At 62.4% G+C, this 12,798-nt stretch carries 11 protein-coding genes; 5 read left to right on the top strand and 6 right to left on the bottom strand.

Going from position 1 to position 12,798, the window contains the following annotated elements:
- Positions 1-247: 247 nt before the first annotated feature.
- Positions 248-2,158 (bottom strand): potassium transporter Kup, encoded by a 1,911-nt coding sequence (locus tag ABE456_RS26410; RefSeq protein ID WP_346646547.1) that lies wholly within the window; start codon positions 2,156-2,158, stop codon positions 248-250.
- Between the two features lie 235 nt (positions 2,159-2,393).
- On the opposite strand from ABE456_RS26410, the gene rimO reads away from it, so the two are divergent.
- Positions 2,394-3,725 (top strand): 30S ribosomal protein S12 methylthiotransferase RimO, encoded by a 1,332-nt coding sequence (rimO, locus tag ABE456_RS26405; RefSeq protein ID WP_346646546.1) that lies wholly within the window; start codon positions 2,394-2,396, stop codon positions 3,723-3,725.
- A 71-nt stretch (positions 3,726-3,796) separates the two neighbouring features.
- Here the strand turns inward: rimO and ABE456_RS26400 are convergent, their stop codons facing one another.
- The 4 genes from ABE456_RS26400 to ABE456_RS26385 form a co-directional block, all read right to left on the bottom strand.
- A complete protein-coding gene (locus tag ABE456_RS26400; protein WP_346646545.1) occupies positions 3,797-4,546 on the bottom strand; it encodes a hypothetical protein in 750 nt (249 codons plus the stop codon).
- Between the two features lie 53 nt (positions 4,547-4,599).
- The gene (locus ABE456_RS26395) at positions 4,600-6,414 is read right to left on the bottom strand and encodes a DUF5666 domain-containing protein (protein ID WP_346646544.1); all 1,815 of its coding nucleotides are present in this window, start codon (positions 6,412-6,414) and stop codon (positions 4,600-4,602) included.
- Positions 6,411-7,256, bottom strand: coding sequence for a DUF6502 family protein (locus tag ABE456_RS26390; RefSeq protein WP_346646543.1), 846 nt, complete (start codon positions 7,254-7,256; stop codon positions 6,411-6,413). The genes ABE456_RS26395 and ABE456_RS26390 overlap by 4 nt, the downstream gene beginning before the upstream one ends.
- A gap of 199 nt (positions 7,257-7,455) precedes the next feature.
- Entirely contained in the window at positions 7,456-8,211 is a 756-nt protein-coding gene (locus ABE456_RS26385; RefSeq protein ID WP_346646548.1) for a hypothetical protein, read from the bottom strand.
- Between the two features lie 212 nt (positions 8,212-8,423).
- Between ABE456_RS26385 and ABE456_RS26380 the strand changes: the two genes are divergently transcribed.
- The 4 genes from ABE456_RS26380 to tsaA all read left to right on the top strand — a co-directional run bounded on the left by ABE456_RS26380 (position 8,424) and on the right by tsaA (position 10,874).
- Positions 8,424-8,876 carry a GNAT family N-acetyltransferase gene (locus ABE456_RS26380; protein WP_346646542.1) on the top strand — a complete coding sequence of 151 codons (453 nt, stop codon included), beginning with the start codon at positions 8,424-8,426 and terminating at the stop codon, positions 8,874-8,876.
- Positions 8,877-8,953: 77 nt separating this feature from the next.
- Positions 8,954-9,664: an rRNA pseudouridine synthase gene (locus ABE456_RS26375; protein ID WP_346646541.1), complete on the top strand. Its 711-nt coding sequence runs from the start codon at positions 8,954-8,956 to the stop codon at positions 9,662-9,664.
- 49 nt (positions 9,665-9,713) lie between these two features.
- Complete coding sequence (locus ABE456_RS26370; protein WP_346646540.1) at positions 9,714-10,175, top strand: DUF1456 family protein; 462 nt, start codon at positions 9,714-9,716, stop codon at positions 10,173-10,175.
- Positions 10,176-10,181: 6 nt separating this feature from the next.
- Positions 10,182-10,874, top strand: a complete 693-nt coding sequence (gene tsaA, locus ABE456_RS26365) for a tRNA (N6-threonylcarbamoyladenosine(37)-N6)-methyltransferase TrmO (RefSeq protein WP_346646539.1) — start codon at positions 10,182-10,184, stop codon at positions 10,872-10,874.
- Positions 10,875-11,082: 208 nt separating this feature from the next.
- Here the strand turns inward: tsaA and ABE456_RS26360 are convergent, their stop codons facing one another.
- Positions 11,083-12,405 (bottom strand): dicarboxylate/amino acid:cation symporter, encoded by a 1,323-nt coding sequence (locus tag ABE456_RS26360; RefSeq protein WP_346646538.1) that lies wholly within the window; start codon positions 12,403-12,405, stop codon positions 11,083-11,085.
- Positions 12,406-12,798 lie beyond the last annotated feature (393 nt).

The raw sequence follows: 12,798 nt of genomic DNA, 5'->3' as shown, positions 1-12,798 counted from the left end.
GAATGGCAGCTTGTGCTCCCACACGTGCTCAAGGCACCTCCGGCATTCAGCTTGCCATTCACCGCTCTCACTCCAGATTCTAATCCCCTCTCAAGACACAAGCGGCCTTGTGTCGCGAAAGGGCTGCGAAGCAGCCCTAGGATTTCAGTGTTGCTGCAACTATTGCTGGGGCCGCTTTGCGGCCCTTTCGCGACGCAAGGCCGCTCCCACAAAAGGGCGAGTGTGGCCTTGAGACTGACGTTGCCCTTCAGATCTCGACCTGGGTCCCCAACTCGATCACACGGTTTAGCGGCAGGTTGAAGAAGCGCAAGTTACCGTTGGCATTCTTCAGCAAGAATGCAAACAGGTTGCCCCGCCAGCGCGACATCCCCTCCAGCCGTGAAGCAATTACCGTCTCGCGGCTGAGGAAGTAGGTGGTGCGCATCGGCGTGAAGTCCAGGTCGTCCAGGTGGCATAGCTTCAATGCCGCCGGCACATCCGGCTCATCCATGAAACCAAAGTGCAGCAACACACGGAAGAACCCATCGCCATAGGCCTCCACCTCGAAGCGCTCCTGCTCCGGCACCCGTGGCCGGTCTTCGCTGACCACGGTCAACAGCACCACCTGGCTGTGCAGCACCTGGTTATGCAGCATGTTGTGCAACAGCGCATGTGGCACGGCATCGGAGCGTGCGGTGAGGAACACCGCCGTGCCTTCGACCCGGTGCGGCGGCTGGATGCGGATACTGCTGATAAACAGCGGCAACGGCAGCGCGCCTTCGTCGATGCGCTCGACCAGGATCTGCTTGCCGCGCTTCCAGGTGCTCATCAACAGGAACAGCACACCACCGGCCAATACCGGGAAGGCGCCGCCCTGGACGATTTTCGGCACGTTGGCGGCAAAAAACAGCCCGTCGACGAACAGGAAGCCCACCAGGATCGGCACCGCCAGCACCGGCGGCCACTTCCACAGCAGCAGCATCACCGCCGAGACCAGGATGGTGGTCATCAGCATGGTACCGGTCACCGCCACGCCGTAGGCCGCGGCCAGGGCGCCGGACGACTCGAAGCCGATTACCAGCAGCACCACGCCAACCATCAGCGTCCAGTTCACCGCACCGATGTAGATCTGCCCCTGCTCGTCGCTGGAGGTGTGCTGGATCTGCATGCGCGGGATGTAGCCCAGCTGGATGGCCTGGCGAGTCAGGGAGAAGGCCCCGGATATCACCGCCTGCGAGGCGATCACCGTGGACACGGTGGCCAGCCCGACCAACGGCAGCAGCGCCCAGCTTGGCGCCAGCAGGTAGAACGGGTTACGTGCTGCCTCCGGGTCTTGCAGCAGCAGCGCCCCCTGGCCGAAATAGTTCAGCACCAGCGCCGGCAGCACCAGGATGAACCAGGCCCGGGCGATTGGCTTGCGGCCGAAGTGGCCCATGTCGGCATACAGCGCCTCGGCACCGGTCAGCGCCAGCACCACCGCGCCGAGAATAGCCACGCCCATGCCGGGGTGAACAACGAAGAAGTTGACTGCCCAACCGGGGTTGAAGGCCTTGAGCACTTCCGGGCTCTGCGAGATGCCATGCACCCCCAGCGCCCCCAGCACCACGAACCAGGTGACCATGATCGGGCCGAACAGCTTGCCGATTTTCTCGGTGCCGTGCTTCTGCACCAGGAACAGCGCCACCAGCACCACCAGCGAAATCGGCACCACCCAGTGGTCGATGCCGTCGAAGGCAAGGCCCATGCCCTCCACTGCCGACAGCACCGACACCGCCGGCGTGATCATGCTATCGCCATAGAACAGCGAAGCGCCGATCAAACCGCAGATCACCATCAGCGTGCGCAGGCGCGGGTAGGCCGCTGTGGCCCGCCGCGCCAGCGCGGTCAGCGCCATGGTACCGCCCTCGCCCTGGTTGTCGGCGCGCAGGATGAACATCACATACTTGAACGACACCACCCACAACAGCGACCAGAGGATCAGCGACAGGATCCCCAGCACGCCATCGTGGTTGACCGGCACCCCATAACCGCCGCTGAAGACTTCCTTGAGGGTATACAACGGGCTGGTGCCGATATCGCCATAAACCACCCCGACCGCCGCCACGAGCAGGCCCAGCGACCGCGCCGCGCCCTGCTTCCCCTCGTGCCCGCCCTCAGCGTGACTGCTTGCCTGAACCATCGACCACTCCCGCAGACGGCCATTACGGCCCTTAGTATTCACTTTGCCACCAGGCGGTTGAAGGCAGCCTGACGCAACGGCGCGAAGCATAGCGCAGCGTTCGTCGTATTTCTGCTGGTCAAGCGACCCCGCGCTCGCTAGAATTGCGCACTTTTTGATCAGAGGCGCCAAAAGCGCCCGTCAAGATCGCCCCCGATTCTGGCCGGGCGACCTGCATTCAATACCGAGGTTAGTCATGTCCACCACGCCCGCCACCCCCAAGGTAGGTTTCGTAAGCCTGGGTTGCCCAAAAGCCCTGGTCGATTCCGAGCGCATCCTGACCCAGCTGCGCATGGAAGGCTATGAAGTCGTGCCCACCTACGAGGACGCCGACGTAGTGGTGGTCAACACCTGCGGCTTCATCGACAGCGCCAAGGCCGAGTCGCTGGAAGTAATCGGCGAAGCGATCAAGGAAAACGGCAAGGTCATCGTCACCGGTTGCATGGGTGTCGAAGAAGGCAGCATCCGTGACGTGCACCCGAGCGTGTTGTCGGTCACCGGCCCGCAGCAGTACGAGCAGGTGGTCAACGCCGTGCACGAAGTGGTACCGCCGCGTCAGGACCACAACCCGCTGATCGACCTGGTGCCGCCACAGGGCGTCAAGCTCACACCGCGCCACTATGCATACCTGAAGATTTCCGAAGGCTGCAACCACAGCTGCAGCTTCTGCATCATCCCGTCGATGCGCGGCAAGCTGGTCAGCCGCCCGGTGGGCGAAGTGCTGAGCGAGGCCGAGCGCCTGGTCAAGGCCGGGGTCAAGGAGATCCTGGTGATTTCCCAGGACACCAGCGCCTACGGCGTCGACGTCAAGTACAAGACCGACTTCTGGAACGGCCGCCCGGTCAAGACCCGCATGCTCGAGCTGTGCGAAGCACTGAGCAGCCTGGGTGCCTGGGTGCGCCTGCACTACGTGTACCCGTACCCGAACGTCGACGACGTGATCCCGCTGATGGCCGCTGGCAAGATCCTGCCGTACCTGGATATCCCGTTCCAGCATGCCAGCCCGAAAGTGCTCAAGTCGATGAAGCGCCCAGCCTTCGAAGACCGCACGCTGGCGCGCATCAAAAACTGGCGCGAGCAGTGCCCTGAGCTGGTGATCCGCTCCACCTTCATCGTCGGCTTCCCGGGCGAGACCGAAGAAGACTTCCAGTACCTGCTGGACTGGCTGACTGAAGCCCAGCTCGACCGCGTGGGCTGCTTCCAGTACTCGCCGGTGGAAGGCGCCCCGGCCAACGACCTGGGCCTGGACGAAGTACCGGACGACGTCAAGCAGGACCGCTGGGACCGCTTCATGGCCCACCAGCAGGCCATCAGCGCTGCCCGCCTGCAGCTGCGCATCGGCAAGGAAATCGAGGTGCTGATCGACGAAGTCGAGGAGCAAGGTTCGGTTGGCCGCAGCTTCTTCGATGCCCCGGAAATCGACGGCAGCGTGTTCATCGACGGCGACCATGGCTTCAAGCCGGGCGACAAAGTGCGTTGCCGTGTGGTGGATGCCGACGAGTATGACATGTGGGCTGAACCCATCTAAAACGGCGGCCGCCTGAACCCCCCCTGCCCCGGCGTTCCCCACAGGGAATGACCGGCACAGGGGCTTTTTCGTCAGAACGTGTGAAACAGCATCAATCCGCCTTCGGCATCCGGGCTGGCATCGGAGAAGCCTTTGACCGCGTACAGTTGCACTTTCCACTGCTGGTTGAGCTTGTGGGTGAGGAACAAGGTCAGTTCCTGGATCTGCGAGCCGGTCGAAACCACTTTCTGCCGCCAATCGTAGGAAGCGCCTGCCGAAGTGCCCGTGGCCACCGGTATGGCGAAGCCGAGGCTGGCAAATATAGGGTCGTCGAAGTCGCTGTCGGGTGGGTCGCCGAACTTCTTCCAGCCCAATGTGGCGAAGCCGGTGACCATGCCGAAGCCCTTGGTGATGTCGACCTGGGCGGTGTAGTCGTACTCACCGGTACCCAGGCACTGGTCTTCATCGGCGGTGGGGAATTTGACCTTGCCGATCAGGTCCAGCATCAGGCCGCCGTCACTGCCATCAAGCAAGGCATAGCCGGCGCTGGCGACCGTGTCGCCCAGCCCGCTTTCCACATCATGGCAACCACCGGGCAAGGGGTCGCCGTTTGGGCCCACCTCGGGGTTGGTGATGCGTAACCAAGGCACGGTCACCTTGTAGGTCATGGGGCCGGTCTCATACTTGCCGACCACCGGCACGTACCAGATTTCCGAAGTGGTGCCGGTGCCATAGTCGCCACTTGAATAGTCCATGCCCGTGGCGATGCTGAAGGTATCGGCCAAGGCCGATGCACTGGTACATGACAACATGCAGGCAAGCAGAGGAAGCGCAGGTCTCATCGGCACCTCAGGACCCTTCGGGAAGTGTGGTCGGACCTACCCAGCCTAGTTGGCTAACGCCCGGATCGCTCTGGGTGCTCTACTTTTTCAACGGTCTCGACCTTTTCGACCTTCTCTACCCTCTCGACTTTCTCAGGTACTTCGACCCTTTCTACTTTTTCTACTTTCTCAACCTTCTCTGGCTTCTCGACTTTCTCTACCTTTTCTACTTTCTCTACTTTCTCGACTTTCTCGACTTTCTCTACCTTCTCTACCTTCTCTACCTTCTCTACTTTCTCTACTTTCTCTACTTTCTCTACTTTCTCTACTTTCTCTACTTTCTCTACTTTCTCTACTTTCTCTACTTTCTCGACCTTCTCAACTTTTTCAGGCTTTTCGACCTTCTCTACTTTTTCTACTTTTTCTACCTTTTCAACCTTCTCGGCCTTTTCCACCTTTTCGACTTCAACCTTCTCTACCCGATCGGAACGGCCACTGTTGCTGCTCTCGGGCTGCTCCACAGTCTCGACGTGTTCTGACTTGCCAGACTTGTCCACGCTTTCAGAACTGCGGTGGCCACTGGAGTCTTCAACGGCACTGCGCCCACTGTGATCATCACTGCTTTCAGCGCGAGCGCTGGTCGCATCGCTCGCTCCCTGACCGCTGTGACCAGAGTCGCCAGAGCTACTGCTATCGTGCCCGCTGCCATGCCCCGAATGGCCTCTGTCTGGATTGTCGGCACGCTCGTCCTGGAACTCCACGCGGGTTGCCCGCAGCTCGTGAGTACCGCTGAGCACCCCGCTCACCCGAACACGTTGATCGAGTGCCAACGCCGCCGGCTGTTTGCCTACAATCACGGTGCCCTGCCCCAGCGTCACATTGATGCCATTGACCACCAATTGCCGTGCCTGCGTGCGCTGTACCAGCCCTTCGACCACCGCCTGCTGGACACGGCCAGCAAAAGGCAGGCTCGGGTCTGGACGGGTTTGCGCCACTTCCAATTGGCGCCCAGTCCACTGGCCGCGCACCAGCACTTCCCGAGCAGGGGCTACGCGGGTGCCCAGCTTCAGGCCCTGAAGGTTGCCTGGGCGATCGACCGCACCAATAGCACTGGCTTCCTTGAGGCCCGGCGCCCGTTCGATACGGGTTGCCACCACTTCACCCTGGGCATCGCGCAGGCCACTGACCCTGACCGGCTCGCCCGGGCGTAGCCCTTCGGCTACCCGCGCGCCTGCGGCAAGCCGCACCGGCTGGCCCATCACCCGCAGAGGTGCCGACGCATTGGGCAGTGCCGTCAGCGGCCCTTCGTAAACGTTGAGAATCGAGATACGCCCTGCTTGCAGGCCGCGCTGGGTGGCGAATGCCTCCACCGCCACCACCTGCCCGATCGCCAGGTGACCACTGCTGGCTGGCGCACCGTTTTCACTCACCGGTACGTCTTTGCCATAGTGCACTTCCATGCCGTTGACGCAGATCGAGGCGAACCCGGTGATGGTGCCGACGATGCCTGTGCCGCCTGTGCCCCCTGGGCGCAGGATCGGCGCGCCGGTACCGCCTACGCCACCGTGGCTGTGATCGAAGTAGGTGCCGTCCACACCTTCGGCCACCGCGCCAGTGCCGCCGGTGCCACCGGGGCGTTGCGGGAGTGGCGCTCCGGTGCCTCCCACGCCGCCATTTTCACTGCGCACGCCAGTACCACCGACACCGCCCGCCTTGGCCCCGGTACCGCCCACACCGCCTGGGAACTGCAGGCCTGCAGCACCGGCCATACCCACTTCGTCACGGCTGACACAAACCGGTGCTGCGGCCACCTCGGCAGGCGCCACCAGGCTCAACCCGAAACCCAGGGCGAGCGTGACGACACTGAGGCAGCGCGCGAGAAAGGTCATGGGTCTGGTGTCTTCGACAAATCGGTATCAGTGGCTTCAGTGTAGAAATAAAGCCCGACAGTGATGCGCTGACGTTGCTCGATACTGGGCACATCGACGCTTTCCAGGTCTGCCGCGAGCCGGCTGAAGGCAAGCAGCAGCTGCATGCCATCCTTGGCGACCGCTTCACGAAAATTGTCGACGCTGGCCACGCTCAGGGCATCGTAGTGCACACTGCGCTCGAAAAATGGCTGGCCTTCGCCACTCAGGTTATGTACCGCTGCGCAAGCATGGTCATGCAGGTTGTGGCCGAAGTAGGCCGCTTTTTCGTCGAAGCCTTTCTGCGGTACGAATGCCTGGGCTTCCAGATGGACACAGTCTTGCTCATCGAGCCGGACCACCCCCAGGCGCAACCACTCATCCAGCACTACCCGCCCGCGGATGTCGGTGCTGACCTTCGCCACCAGGGCATCGAATGAGCAGTCGCCGCCGACACTCGCCAGCCGCGGCAGCGCCAATGCCTGGCCAGGAGCCGAGCAGAACGGTGGGCTGGTGGTCCAGACATTGACCAACTGTGCGCCTAAGGTGATGTTTTCCGGTAGGGCACCGATCGATGTGTCACTTTCATTGCGCAGCCGCCGCACATCCTTGCGATGAACGCCTGTAAGCAGGCTGATGCGGCTGTCTGTTGGTGCCGCGTCGTCCAGGCGAAACTCACGATGGGCAACGTCGACGAACACTTCTTTGAGCAAGTCGGCAAACATCGTATAGGTCACCCCTTTGCGAAGCATCAGGCGCACCAGCGGGCGCATGACACGCCGCAGTGCGCTTAACATCGACGGGGGTAAGGTGGGCGATTGCATTGAGCGCATTCCTTGACAGATGAACCCAGTATACGACGCGGGAAAACATCCCACACGAATTGCAACCACTTCCCGACAGGGATGAGAAAAAGCTGTCAACGCTCATTGCAAGGACGTGATAAAGGCCGAACAGGCCGGCACCTGGCCATACAAAACCCGTCCCCTGGGTTTTGCATGAGCCAATCCGGATCAGGACCAATCAGCTTCTGCTGTTGTCATCCCCGACCTCGCCGCCGGCATGAACACCGTGGTCATCACCCGGTTCGCCACCCACATGGTTGCCATGATCATCACCAGGTTCACCACCAACATGATTGCCGTGATCATCGCCAGGCTCACCGCCGACATGATTGCCATGATCATCCCCGGGCTCACCGCCAACATGGTTGCCATGATCGTCACCGGGCTCACCGCCAACGTGATTGCCGTGATCATCACCGGGCTCACCACCAACGTGATTGCCATGATCGTCACCCGCTTCAGCATGATTGCTGCTGCGCCCAGCGTTCGAGTTGCCTTCGTGGCCCTGACCGTCGTGGCCGCTGCCACTGTTGCCGGCATGGCCGCCACCGTCGCCTCCACTGCCGTGGCCACCGCCGCTGCCGCTTCCGCCGCCGTGGCCGCCACTACCGCCACCGTGGCCACCACCGCCACCGCTGCCACCACCACCGCCATGGCCACCACCGCCACCGCTGCCACCACCACCGCCATGGCCACCACCGCCACCACCGCTGCCACCGCCACCACCGCTGCCACCACCACCGCCGTGGCCGCCACCGCCGCCGCTACCGCCACCACCGTGGCCGCCACCGCCACCACCATGGCCACCGCCGCCACCGCCGCCATCTTTGGCGTAGGCGCTGGAGCCATGAGAAATCGAGTCAGGGATTAAAACGATGGAGGTCGACAGCACGCCAGCTACGGCCGCCGCCAGTAAAGCCTTCTTGAACAGCAGGTGGATTTGCATAGTCCGTCTCCAGGTCGTCGCCACGAGAAACGCCAAATCAAGTCGGGAATCTTGTTTTCAGTTTTTTCTTTTCTTTGCGTGGGAATTTTTCCCACGCCTAATTAATAGACCTCTGCGCCCAGAGCTTCAAGCGGCGCACGCAAAAGCCGACCAGTGGTTGGCCTGCTATGTTTTCATTATCGCCACGGAGGAACATCGGCATGCAACCGCTACTGACGCTGCAAACCCCGCGCTTGCGTGACTACAGCGAGCTGGTACAGGTGTGGGAGGACTCGGTACGTGCCACCCATGACTTCCTTCCAGAGAGCTACATCCTTCTGCTGCGTGAACAGGTGCTGCGCCGCTACCTCGACGCGGTGATGCTGATCTGCTGCAAGCACCAGCAACGCATTTGTGGCTTTGCCGGGGTCGCCAACGGGCGCGTGGACATGCTGTTCGTCGCACCTGACTACCGTGGCAAAGGGGTTGGCAAGCGCCTGCTGCACTATGCGATCGACGAGCTGAATGCCGAGCGCCTGGACGTCAACGAGCAAAACCCGCAAGCCTTGGGCTTTTACCTGCATGAAGGCTTTGAGGTGGTTGGCCGCTCGGCAACCGATGGCCTGGGGCAGCCCTACCCGTTGCTGCACATGCGCCTGCGCAAAACGGCGTAAATGACACAGATTCCCAGCCCCTCTGCCGCGCGGGCAGGTACAATGCTGGTCTTTCCCTGCCTTTGCGAATTGTCGTCATGTCCGAACCCGTCCGCCTGTCCAAACGCCTTATCGAGCAGCTTGGTTGCTCTCGCCGGGAGGCCGAGCTGTATATCGAAGGCGGCTGGGTCACGGTCGATGGCCTGGTGGTCGAGCAGCCGCAGTTCAAGGTCGACCAGCAGCGTGTCGAGCTGCTGCCAGGTGCTCGTGCCGAAACACTGGAGCCGGTGACCCTGCTGCTGAACCAGCCGGCTGGCGTAGACAGCGAAACCGCCCGCGCCAACATGAACATGGCCACCCTCAGCGAGGCCCACCGTGATGGCGTGCGCGCCCTGCACGGGCATTTTGCCCGGCAGGCCTGCGTGGCTCCATTGGAACGCGGCGCCAGCGGCTTGCAGGTGTTCACCCAGGATTGGCGGGTAACCCGCAAGATCGAAGCCGACCTGCGTCGCCTGGAGCAGGAGTTCATTGTCGAAGTGCGCGGCGAGACCACGCCCCAGGCGCTGGAACGCCTGGCGCGCGGGGCCACGCGCAATGACCGCGAGCTGCCCAAGGCAAAGGCCAGTTGGCAGAACGAGACCCACCTGCGCATGGCCCTGAAAAACCCGCAGCCAGGGCAGATTGCCGAGCTATGCGCCTACCTGCGCCTGGAGCTGGTGGGCATGCGCCGCATTCGCCTGGGTGGCGTGTCGATGGGCAAGCTGCCCTTGGGCCAATGGCGCTACCTGGCCACTACCGAACGTTTCTAAGCAATACGCCACGCCCACAGGCGTGGCACCTGAACAGGATTCTGCAGCAATGAACCACAACGATGTCCTGCGCAGCCTGCGCTACATGCTCAAGGTGAACGACGCCAAGATGGCCGAAATCATCGGGCTTTCTGGCCTCGAAGTGCATCCCCTGGTGCTGGCCACCTACCTGAAGAAAGAAGACGAGGAAGGCTTCGTGCGTTGCCCGGAACGGGTGATGGCGCACTTTCTCGACGGCCTGGTGGTACACCGCCGTGGCAAGGATGACAGCCGCCCAGCGCAGCCGATCGAGCTGCCAGTGACCAACAACCTCATCCTGAAAAAGCTGCGGGTGGCTTTCGAACTCAAGGAAGACGACCTGCATGCGATTCTCAAGGCGGTCAATTTCCCGGTGAGTAAACCCGAGCTCAGCGCGCTGTTCCGCAAGGCTGGCCACGACAACTACCGCCCGTGCGGCGACCAATTGTTGCGCAACTTCCTCAAGGGCCTGACCTTGCGCGTGCGTGGCTGAGTGGCCATGCAGCACACGGTCGCCCCGGTCGGCATCGTCCGCTCCTGTTTCAAGGAGAAGTTCGCCATCCCGCGCCAGCCCCAACTGGCGCCTGCCGCCCGCGGCGTGCTCGAACTGCTGCCGCCGTTCGACCAGGGTGACGCGGTCGAGGGCCTGGAGCAGGTCAGCCATGTGTGGCTGTTGTTCCTGTTCCACCAGGCCCTGGAGGACAAGCCGCGCCTGAAGGTGCGGCCACCGCGCCTGGGCGGCAACAAGAGCATGGGGGTGTTCGCCACCCGCGCCACCCACCGGCCCAATGGCATTGGTCAGTCGGTGGTGCGCCTGGAAGGTGTGGAGCCCGGACGCCTGCTGCTGTCCGGGATCGACCTGCTGGACGGCACGCCGGTGCTGGACATCAAGCCTTATGTGCCATACGCCGACAGCATCGCCGGCGCCAGCAACCAGATAGCCAGTGAGGCACCTGCCGCAATCACCGTGCAGTGGGGTGACAACGCCCTGCCCCAGGCCCGCGAGCATGCCCTGCGCCTGGGCGAGCCGCTGGTGGAGCTGATCGAGCAATGCCTGGCGCAAGACCCACGGCCGGCTTATCAGGTGCCACCGGCCGAGCGCGTTTATGGGGTGAAGTTCTGGGATGTGCAGGTAAGGTGGCATTACCCGCAGCCGGAGGTGATCCGGGTGTTGGAGGTGGTGCTGGCCTAAGCTCGACTCAAGACTGTACGCGGTCCCTTGTAGGAGCGGCCTTGTGTCGCGATCGGGCTGCGCAGCAGCCCCGGCGATCTTGCAGGGTGGCGGAAATCCTGAGGCCGCTACGCGCCCCGATCGCGACACAAGGCCGCTCCTACAAAGGGACCGCGCAGGCATGAAAAAAGCGACCCTCGGGTCGCCTTTTTCGTTTACCGCAACACGATCAACGAGCCGGGCCTTCAGCCACGCCCAGGTCATCGGTCGGACGGGTATCGACCAGCGGTGCACCGCCGGAGGCCAGCTCCGATGCCAGCTTGTCGTTGTCCATTTCCTTGACCCACTTGGCCACGACCACGGTAGCAACGGCGTTGCCTACCAGGTTGGTCAGGGCACGGGCTTCGGACATGAAGCGGTCGATGCCGAGGATCAGCGCCAGGCCGGCAACCGGCAGGTGGCCAACGGCCGACAGGGTGGCGGCCAGGACGATGAAGCCCGAACCGGTAACGCCGGCAGCACCTTTGGAAGCCACCAGCAGCACCAGCAGCAGGGTGATCTGGTGAGTGATGTCCATGGTGGTGTCAGTGGCCTGGGCGATGAACACCGCAGCCATGGTCAGGTAGATCGAGGTGCCGTCGAGGTTGAACGAGTAACCGGTCGGGATGACCAGGCCGACTACCGACTTCTTGGCACCCAGGCGCTCCATCTTTGCCAACATGCGTGGCAGGGCCGATTCCGACGAGGAAGTACCCAGCACGATCAGCAGCTCTTCACGGATGTAGCGGATCAGCTTGATTACGCTGAAGCCGTGGGCGCGGCAGATGCCACCCAGCACCACCAGCACGAACAGCAGGCAGGTGATGTAGAAGCAGGCCATCAGGTAGCCCAGCTGTACCAGCGAACCCACGCCGTACTGGCCGATGGTGAAGGCCATGGCACCGAAGGCACCGATCGGGGCCAGCTTCATGATCATGTTGATGATGTTGAACATGACATGGGCGAAGCGGTCGATCAGGTCCAGCACCGGCTTGCCGTAGCTGCCCAGGCGGTGCAGGGCGAAGCCGAACAGTACCGAGAACATCAGCACTTGCAGGATATCGCCGTTGGCGAAGGCACCGACCACGGTGTTGGGGATGACGTTGAGCAGGAAGCCGACGGTGGTCTGCTGCGCGCCAGCGGCGGCGTAGGCAGCCACGCTGCTAGCGTTCAGGGTGGTGACGTCGATGTGCATGCCAGCGCCCGGCTTGACCACGTTGACGACGACGAGGCCGATGATCAGGGCGATAGTGGAGACGATTTCAAAGTACAACAGCGCGTAGCCGCCGGTCTTGCCGACCGACTTCATGCTCTGCATGCCGGCGATGCCGCTGACCACGGTGCAGAAGATGATCGGGGCGATGACCATCTTGATCAGTTTGACGAAGCCGTCACCCAAGGGTTTGAGGGCGACGCCCGTTTCCGGGTAGAAGTGGCCGAGCAGGATGCCGATGGTGATGGCGACCAACACCTGGACATACAGGGATTTGTACAGCGGCTGACGTGTCGTCATGGCTAATTTTCCTCAAGTGTGCCGGTTCACCCTTCCCAGGGTGATGGGGCACCTGAATCGCTAACCCTCCTGCACCTGGAGGGATTTGTCGTTGTGTTCGAGCTGCCTGGGCAGGCCTCTGCGAGGATCAATAGCAAGGGTGGTGCCAAAATGCCCATGAAGGGTGCAAGGGCCGTAATTGCTAGGGATAAATGCCCAGCGACGGGGCGATTTGCCTGAGGAAGGCTGGCGGATTTCCGCCCGGTGGCGGGATTTGTACAGGGGTGTTGGCGGGAATCCGCCCATTGCGGTTTGCCTGTGCCGGCCCATTGGCGGGGGTGCCCGCGCAAAGGCGGGGCCACGCTACCCATAACACAAGGGTGAATGTGATAAATGAAGCGGCGCCCCCCCCCG

The organism is Pseudomonas sp. TWI929, from assembly GCF_039673335.1.
In the GTDB taxonomy this organism is placed as follows: Bacteria; Pseudomonadota; Gammaproteobacteria; order Pseudomonadales; family Pseudomonadaceae; genus Aquipseudomonas.
Note: the sequence above shows the minus strand (reverse complement) of the source record. Positions and strands in the feature narration are given on the sequence as shown.

What these genes read in the sequence shown, in the direction of transcription:
- ABE456_RS26410 (WP_346646547.1), bottom strand. Translation starts at nt 2,158, where the DNA reads ATGGTTCAGGCAAGCAGTCACGCTGAGGGCGGGCACGAGGGGAAGCAG.
- rimO (WP_346646546.1), top strand. Translation starts at nt 2,394, where the DNA reads ATGTCCACCACGCCCGCCACCCCCAAGGTAGGTTTCGTAAGCCTGGGT.
- ABE456_RS26400 (WP_346646545.1), bottom strand. Translation starts at nt 4,546, where the DNA reads ATGAGACCTGCGCTTCCTCTGCTTGCCTGCATGTTGTCATGTACCAGT.
- ABE456_RS26395 (WP_346646544.1), bottom strand. Translation starts at nt 6,414, where the DNA reads ATGACCTTTCTCGCGCGCTGCCTCAGTGTCGTCACGCTCGCCCTGGGT.
- ABE456_RS26390 (WP_346646543.1), bottom strand. Translation starts at nt 7,256, where the DNA reads ATGCAATCGCCCACCTTACCCCCGTCGATGTTAAGCGCACTGCGGCGT.
- ABE456_RS26380 (WP_346646542.1), top strand. Translation starts at nt 8,424, where the DNA reads ATGCAACCGCTACTGACGCTGCAAACCCCGCGCTTGCGTGACTACAGC.
- ABE456_RS26375 (WP_346646541.1), top strand. Translation starts at nt 8,954, where the DNA reads ATGTCCGAACCCGTCCGCCTGTCCAAACGCCTTATCGAGCAGCTTGGT.
- ABE456_RS26370 (WP_346646540.1), top strand. Translation starts at nt 9,714, where the DNA reads ATGAACCACAACGATGTCCTGCGCAGCCTGCGCTACATGCTCAAGGTG.
- tsaA (WP_346646539.1), top strand. Translation starts at nt 10,182, where the DNA reads ATGCAGCACACGGTCGCCCCGGTCGGCATCGTCCGCTCCTGTTTCAAG.
- ABE456_RS26360 (WP_346646538.1), bottom strand. Translation starts at nt 12,405, where the DNA reads ATGACGACACGTCAGCCGCTGTACAAATCCCTGTATGTCCAGGTGTTG.